The 8,145-nt window shown below is 70.8% G+C and carries 4 protein-coding genes and 1 pseudogene; 4 read left to right on the top strand and 1 reads right to left on the bottom strand.

The genetic code is table 11. The features are described 5' to 3' along the window. The 4 genes and pseudogenes from AB0D59_RS49460 to glgB all read left to right on the top strand — a co-directional run. A pseudogene (locus AB0D59_RS49460) lies at nt 1-425 on the top strand (alpha-1,4-glucan--maltose-1-phosphate maltosyltransferase); the annotation flags it as partial. Next, nucleotides 422-2,122, top strand: coding sequence for a maltose alpha-D-glucosyltransferase (gene treS / locus AB0D59_RS49455; protein WP_362579247.1), 1,701 nt, complete (start codon nt 422-424; stop codon nt 2,120-2,122). The pseudogene AB0D59_RS49460 and the gene treS, both read left to right, overlap by 4 nt. A 111-nt stretch (nt 2,123-2,233) precedes the next feature. Then, nucleotides 2,234-3,604, top strand: a complete 1,371-nt coding sequence (locus tag AB0D59_RS49450; RefSeq protein WP_362579244.1) for a maltokinase — start codon at nt 2,234-2,236, stop codon at nt 3,602-3,604. Nucleotides 3,605-3,624: 20 nt separating this feature from the next. Next, a complete protein-coding gene (glgB, locus tag AB0D59_RS49445) occupies nt 3,625-5,811 on the top strand; it encodes a 1,4-alpha-glucan branching enzyme (protein ID WP_362579241.1) in 2,187 nt (728 codons plus the stop codon). Here glgB and AB0D59_RS49440 read toward each other — a convergent pair. Further along, nucleotides 5,786-8,074, bottom strand: a complete 2,289-nt coding sequence (locus AB0D59_RS49440; protein ID WP_362579253.1) for a UvrD-helicase domain-containing protein — start codon at nt 8,072-8,074, stop codon at nt 5,786-5,788. The genes glgB and AB0D59_RS49440 overlap by 26 nt on opposite strands. Between the last annotated feature and the right edge of the window lie 71 nt (nt 8,075-8,145).

Below are 8,145 nucleotides of genomic sequence, written 5' to 3'. Positions count from 1 at the left end.
CCGAGAAGTACCAGCTCAAACCCCGCGACTGGACCCGCGCCGACACCGAGGGCATCGCGCCTCTCATCACCCGCCTCAACACCGTCCGGCGCAGGAGTCCGGCCCTGCGGCAGTTGCGCGATCTCCACTTCCACCACGCCGACCGGGAAGCGGTGATCGTCTACAGCAAGCGGAGCGGATCGAACACGGTTCTGGTGGTCGCCAACCTCGACCCCCACCACACCCAGGAGGCCACGGTCTCGTTGGACATGCCGCAACTCGGCCTGAACTGGCACGAGTCGGTGCCGGTGCGCGACGAGCTCACCGGTGAAACCTTCAACTGGGGCAGGGCCAACTATGTGCGCCTGGAACCGGGTCGACGACCCGCGCATATCTTCACGGTTCTGCGACCGTCCCCGCGGATCGGAGGGTCACCCACAACATGATCGTCAACGAACCCGTCCAGGACACCTTCGAGGACACGCCGGCCAAGGACCGCGATCCCGACTGGTTCAAACGCGCCGTCTTCTACGAGGTCCTCGTCCGTTCCTTCCAGGACAGCAACGGTGACGGCATCGGCGACCTCAAGGGTCTGACCGCGAAGCTCGACTACCTGCAGTGGCTCGGTGTCGACTGCCTCTGGCTGCCGCCCTTCTTCAAGTCCCCGCTGCGGGACGGCGGTTACGACGTCTCCGACTACACCGCCGTACTCCCCGAGTTCGGTGACCTCGCCGACTTCGTGGACTTCGTGGACGCCGCCCACCAGCGCGGCATGCGCGTGATCATCGACTTCGTCATGAACCACACCAGCGACCAGCACCCGTGGTTCCAGGAGTCGCGCAAGGACCCCGACGGGCCGTACGGCGACTACTACGTCTGGGCGGACGACGACAAGCAGTACCAGGACGCGCGGATCATCTTCGTCGACACCGAGGCGTCCAACTGGACCTACGACCCGGTCCGCAAGCAGTACTTCTGGCACCGCTTCTTCTCCCACCAGCCGGACCTCAACTACGAGAACCCGGCCGTCCAGGAGGAGATCCTCTCCGCGCTGAAGTTCTGGCTGGACCTGGGCATCGACGGCTTCCGGCTGGACGCGGTGCCGTATCTGTACCAGCGCGAGGGCACCAACTGCGAGAACCTGCCCGCCACCCACGACTTCCTGAAGCGGGTACGCAAGGAGATCGACACCCAGTACCCGGACACCGTGCTGCTGGCGGAGGCGAACCAGTGGCCGGAGGACGTCGTCGACTACTTCGGCGACTACCGCAGCGGTGGCGACGAGTGCCACATGGCGTTCCACTTCCCCGTCATGCCCCGCATCTTCATGGCGGTGCGCCGGGAATCCCGCTACCCCGTCTCGGAAATCCTCGCCAAGACCCCCGCCATCCCCTCCGGCTGCCAGTGGGGCATCTTCCTGCGCAACCACGACGAGCTGACCCTCGAAATGGTCACCGACGAGGAACGCGACTACATGTGGGCCGAGTACGCGAAGGACCCGCGGATGCGCGCCAACATCGGCATCCGCAGGCGGCTGGCCACGCTCCTCGACAACGACCGCAACCAGATCGAGCTGTTCACCGCCCTGCTGCTCTCCCTGCCCGGCTCGCCGATCCTCTACTACGGCGACGAGATCGGCATGGGCGACAACATCTGGCTCGGCGACCGCGACGCCGTCCGCACCCCCATGCAGTGGACCCCCGACCGCAACGCCGGCTTCTCCTCGTGCGACCCGGGGCGCCTGTACCTGCCGGCCATCATGGACCCGGTCTACGGCTACCAGGTCACCAACGTCGAGGCCTCGATGTCCTCGCCGTCCTCGCTGCTGCACTGGACGCGCCGGATGATCGAGATCCGCAAGCAGAATCCTGCCTTCGGACTGGGGACCTATACCGAACTCCAGTCGTCGAACCCGGCGGTGATCGCCTTCCTGCGCGAATACGAGGACGACCTGGTCCTGTGCGTGCACAACTTCTCCCGGTTCGCCCAGCCCACCGAACTGGACCTGCGGCGCTTCAACGGCCGGCATCCGGTGGAACTGTTCGGCGGGGTGCGGTTCCCGGCCGTCGGCGAGCTGCCGTACCTGCTGACCCTGGCGGGGCACGGCTTCTACTGGTTCCGCCTGCGCGCGGAGACCGCGTGACCGGCCGGACGAGGTCGGCATAGTCCACCCCGGGCGGCGGCGGTTTCCTCCGGCCCGCCCGGGGCACGCATCACTAACGCCCCCGACGACCGGGGAAAGGACGTACCCGCCATGGCGGAAACGGTCACCCCCTCCACGCCCCCTCTCCTCGCCTCGCTCGATCCCCTCCTGCGCGACTGGCTGCCCCGGCAGCGCTGGTTCGCGGGCAAGGGCAGTCCGGTCACCGGCTTCGCCACGGTGGCCGAGACCGAACTCCTGCCGTCGGACAGCAGGCTGGGCCTGCACCATCTGCTGGTCCGCGCCGAACAGCCGCCCGCCCCCGCCGACGCCGGCGACTGCTACCAGCTCCTCATAGGCGTGCGCGAGGCGCTGCCGCCCCGGCTGGCGCCCGCGCTGATCGGCCACGTGACCGACGGCCCGCTGGCCGGACACACGGTGTACGACGCCCTGTACGATCCCCGGCCCGCCGAGGTGCTCCTGGAGGCCCTGCGCACCCGGGCCCGCATCGGCGGGCTGTTCTTCGAACGCGACCCCGGTCCGGAGATACGCGACGGGCTGGTGGCCCGGCTCCTGACCGCCGAGCAGTCCAACTCCTCGGTCGTCTACGGAGATACGTTCATCCTGAAGCTCCTGCGGCGCGTCGTGCCCGGCGTCAACCCCGACCTGGAGATACCCCTGGCCCTGGCCCGCGAGGGCTGCGCCCGGGTGCCCGCCCCGACGGCATGGCTGCGGGCGGAACTGGCCGGGGAGTCGTACGTCCTCGCCGTCCTGCAGCCCTTCGTACGCGGCGCGACCGACGGCTGGGAGCTGGCCCTGCGCGAGCTGGCCAAGAGCGAGGACTTCGCGGCGGACGCGCGGGCGCTGGGGCGGGCCACCGCCGAGGTGCACACGGCGCTGGCCCGGGCGCTGCCGACCGTCACCCTCGGGCACGGCCAGCTGGAGACGATGGTCGCGGGCATGACCGAGCGGCTGGCGGCGGCCGCCCAGGCGGTGCCGGCGCTGCGGCCGTACGAGGACGGGCTGCGCTCGGCCTACGAGGCGCTGGCCGGCCTGGCCGCCGAGGGCCGCACCTGGACCGCCCAGCGGGTGCACGGCGATCTGCACCTGGGGCAGTGCCTGCGCTCGCCGTCCGGGGAGTGGTCCCTGATCGACTTCGAGGGCGAGCCGGCCCGCCCGCTGGCCGAACGCCGGATGCCGCAGCCGCCGGTGCGCGACATCGCCGGCATGCTGCGCTCCTTCGACTACGCGGCCCACTCGGTGACCCCGTCGGCCCGCGCCTGGGCGCGGTTGTGCCGGGCGGCCTACTGCTCCGGGTACGCCGAGATCACCGGCGTCGACCCCCGCACCGACCCCGTGCTGCTGCGGGCCTACGAGACCGACAAGGCCGTCTACGAGGTCGTCTACGAGGCCCGGCACCGCCCCGACTGGCTGCCCGTGCCCCTGTCTGCCGTCCACCGCCTCGCTACCTCCGACTCGACCTGACATCCCCGGGAGACGCGTCCGTGACCTCCAAGAAGTCCGTATCCGTAGCCGCCGACGACCGTGATCGGCTGCTGCACGGCACGCACCACGACCCGCACTCCGTCCTCGGCGCGCATCCGGTCCCGGACGGCGGGGTCGCCGTGCGGGTGTTCCGTCCGTACGCCCGCGCGGTGACGGTGGTCGCCGGCCGGGATCTGCGGACCGGACTGCACGACGACGGCGACGGCTTCTTCTCCGTCCTGCTCCCCCTCTCCGACGCGCCGGTCTACCGGCTGCTGGTGGAGTACGACGGGACGGTCCAGGAGTCCGAGGACGCGTACCGCTTCCTGCCCACCCTGGGCGATCTGGACCTGCATCTGCTCGGCGAGGGCCGGCACGAGCGGCTGTGGGAGGCGCTGGGCGCGCACCCCATGACCCACCAGGGCGTGTCCGGCACCCGTTTCTCGGTGTGGGCGCCGAACGCGCGGGGCGTGCGGCTGGCCGGGGGTTTCAACTTCTGGGACGGCACCGGGTATCCGATGCGCTCGCTCGGCTCCTCCGGGATCTGGGAGCTGTTCGTGCCGGGCATCGGCGCGGGCGAGCTGTACAAGTTCGACATCACCCGCCCGGACGGCTCCCGCACCCTGCGCGCCGACCCGCTGGCCCGGCGTACCGAGGTCCCGCCCAGCACGTCGTCGATCGTCCACGCGTCCCGCCACGAGTGGACCGACGAGGAGTGGATGACCCACCGGGCCGACACCCCGGTTCACGAAGCCCCCTTCTCGGTCTACGAGGTGCACCTGCCGTCCTGGCGCCCCGGCCTGACCTACCGCGAACTGGCCGAGCAACTGCCGCGCTACGTCGGCGACCTGGGCTTCACGCATGTCGAGCTGATGCCTGTCGCCGAGCACCCCTTCGGCGGCTCCTGGGGCTACCAGGTCACCGGCTTCTACGCGCCGACGGCCCGCCTCGGTACCCCCGACGACTTCAAGTACCTGGTCGACGCGCTGCACCGGGCCGGCATCGGGGTGCTGATGGACTGGGTGCCGGCGCACTTCCCACGGGACGACTGGGCGCTGGCGGAATTCGACGGGCGGCCGCTGTACGAGCACTCGGACCCGCTCCGGGCCGCCCACCCCGACTGGGGCACCCTGGAGTTCGACTTCGGGCGCCGGGAGGTGCGCAACTTCCTGGTGGCGAACGCGCTGTACTGGTGCGAGGAGTTCCACATAGACGGGCTCCGGGTGGACGCGGTCGCCTCCATGCTCTACCTGGACTACTCGCGCGAGCCGGGCCAGTGGACACCGAACGAGCACGGCGGCCGGGAGAACCTGGACGCGGTGGTGTTCCTCCAAGAGATGAACGCGACGGTCTACCGGCGGGTGCCGGGCGTGGTGACGATCGCCGAGGAGTCGACGGCCTGGGAGGGCGTGACCCGCCCCACCGACACCGGGGGGCTCGGGTTCGGCCTGAAGTGGAACATGGGCTGGATGCACGACTCTCTGGAGTACATGTCCCACGAGCCGGTCCACCGCAGGTACCACCACCACGAGATGACCTTCTCGATGGTCTACGCGTACAGCGAGAACTACGTGCTGCCCATCTCCCACGACGAGGTCGTGCACGGCAAACGCTCGCTGGTCTCCAAGATGCCCGGCGACTGGTGGCAGCAGCGCGCCAACCTCCGCGCCTACCTGGGCTTCATGTGGGCCCATCCCGGCAAACAACTCCTCTTCATGGGGCAGGAGTTCGCCCAGGGCGCGGAGTGGTCCGAGGCCCACGGCCCGGACTGGTGGCTGCTCGACCCGGCCTACGGCGCCGAGGCCGACCACCGGGGCGTCCGCGACCTGGTCCGCGACCTCAACACCGTCTACCGCGCCACCCCGGCCCTCTGGCAGCGGGACACCTCCGTCGCCGGCTTCCAGTGGATCGCGGGCGACGCGGCCGAGGACAACGTCTTCGCGTTCCTGAGGTACGACGCCGAGGGCACCCCGCTGCTCGCGGTCTCCAACCTCGCCCCCGTGGTCCGCTCCGACTACCGCCTGGGCGTCCCGGACGAGATCCCCGCCTGGCACGAGACCCTCAACACGGACGCGGCCCAGTACGGCGGCAGCGGTGTCATCAACCCCGACCCGGTCAAGCCGGAGCCGCAGGGCAGCCATGGCCGCCCCACGAGCATCCGCCTGACCCTGCCTCCGCTGGCTACGGTGTGGCTGCGGCCTGCCTGAGCCCGTCCGGCAGCGGGCCGGTGTGCAGTACGCCCAGTCGCTGGGTCGCGCGGGTCAGGGCCACGTACAGGTCGCTGGTGCCGTAGCGGCCCGGTTCGACCACCAGGACCGAGTCGAACTCCAGGCCCTTGGCCTGGCGCGGGTCGAGGAGGACGACGCTCTGGGTCAGGTCGGGTTCGGCGCCGGCCGTGACGCCGGCCAGGCGCCCGGCGAGGGCACGGTGCAGGTCGCGTGGGGCGATCACCGCCAGGCGGCCCTCGGCGGGGGTGAGTTCGGCCACCGCCTTCTCCACGGCGCCGGGGAGGTCGTCGTAGGCCTGCCGGATCCACGGTCGTACGCCCGTCGAGCGGACCGAGCTCGGGGGCTCGAAGTCCGGGTCCTCGGCGCGGACCACGGCCGCTGCGAGGTCCATGATCTCGGACGGGGTGCGGTAGTTGACGCCGAGCCGGGTGTGGTCCCAGCGGTCCTCGACATACGGTTCGAGGATCTTCGACCAGGAGCCCACGCCCGCCGCCTCCGCGGTCTGGGCCGGGTCGCCGACCAGGGTCATGGAGCGGGTCGGGCTGCGCCGCATCAGCAGCCGCCAGGCCATCGGCGACAGCTCCTGCGCCTCGTCGACGATGATGTGCCCGAAGGCCCAGGTGCGGTCGGCGGCGGCCCGCTCGGCCGCGCTGCGGAAGTCCTCCTCCTCGTGGCGCTCGGCGAAGCGTTCGGCGTCGATGATGTCGTGCGCGGACAGGACCTCCGAGGCCTCGGGATCACTGTCCTCCTTGTCGTCGAACTCGTAGGTCCGGGAGGCGTAGGAGACGTCGAGGACGCCCTGCGCGTAGGCGATCTGGGTCTCGCGCTCGCGTTCGGCACGGGCCCGGGCGACGCGCTCGTCGAAGCCCAGCAGCTCCGCCGCCTCGTCGAGGAGGGGGACGTCCGAGACCGTCCAGGACCGGGTGACCGGGCGGCGCACCGCGGCCGCGTCCGCGGCGCCGAGATACCCCTCGGGGGCGGCGAGGAAGTCGGCGACCAGCCGCTGCGGGGTCAGCCGCGGCCACAGCTGGTCGACGGCGGACCAGACCTCGGGGTTCTCGGCGAGTTCGTCGCGGATCTGGGTGATGTCGGAGGCGTCCAGCAGGCTGCTGCCGTCGAAGGGGTCGGTGCCGACCCGCTCGGCGTACAGCTCGGTGAGGGTGTTGAGAATGTGGCCCTCGAAGTGCTCACGGGCCACGTTGTGCGGGAGCCCGGCGGCACGGGTGCGCTCGCGGGCCATGTTGACCAGGCCGTCGTCGAGCATCAGCACCTCGCGGTCGTGCTCGATGGTGAGCACCGGGTCGGGCAGCGCCTGCCGGTCGCGTACGGCGGCGGCGAGCACGTCGGCCATGTCGGCGCGGCCCTTCACGGCGGCCGCCTCCGGGGTGTCGGCCGCCGTGGCCTTCACCCCGGGGTAGAGCTCACCGACCGTCGCCAGCAGCACACCGGTCTCGCCGAGCGAGGGCAGCACCTCGCCGATGTAACCGAGGAAGGCGGGGTTGGGGCCGACGATGAGCACGGCCCGCTTGGCGAGCAGTTCCCGGTGTTCGTAGAGGAGATAGGCCGCCCGGTGCAGCGCGACCGCGGTCTTGCCCGTCCCGGGGCCGCCCTCGACGACCAGGACCCCGCGGTGCGGGGCCCGGATGATCTCGTCCTGCTCGGCCTGGATGGTCTGCACGATGTCGCTCATCCGGCCGGTACGGGCCGAGTTGAGGGCGGCGAGCAGCACCGCGTCGCCGGACGGGTCCTCGTGGCCGGTGCGCTCCTGGTCGCCCAGGTCGAGGATCTCGTCGTGCAGGGAGGCGACCCTGCGGCCGTCGGTGGCGATGTGCCGGCGGCGGCGCAGGCCCATCGGGGTGTGGCCGGTGGCCAGGTAGAAGGGGCGGGCGACCGCGGCGCGCCAGTCGATGAGGAGCGGGGTGCGCTCGGCGTCGTTCAGGCGCAGTCCGATCCGGCCGATGTGGTGCTTCGTGCCGGAGACCAGGTCGATCCGGCCGAAGCACAGGGAGCCGTCCACGGCGTTCAGCGCGGCGAGCAGCCCGGACCGCTCGGCGACCAGGATGTCCCGCTCCAGTCGGGCCTGCATCGGCTTGTCGCCGAGGGCGAGGGCGTCCGCGACCGAGTCCTCGGTGTCGCCGCGCAACGCGTCCACCCGTGCGTACAGTCCGTCGACGAATTCCTGCTCGTGCCGCAATTCATCGTCCGGAAATTCGGTGTTTGACAATTCCGCTCCCGCCCGGATATACTGTGCCCACTGAACTTCTTCGTGACCGAATCGATTTCGCTGTCGACCTGAAGTCACGAACTCTTGAA

The organism is Streptomyces sp. NPDC048417 (assembly GCF_040651615.1).
Taxonomy (GTDB): Bacteria; Actinomycetota; Actinomycetes; order Streptomycetales; family Streptomycetaceae; genus Streptomyces.
The sequence above is the reverse complement of the archived record's forward strand: the minus strand, read 5'-3'. Positions and strand labels throughout refer to the sequence as shown.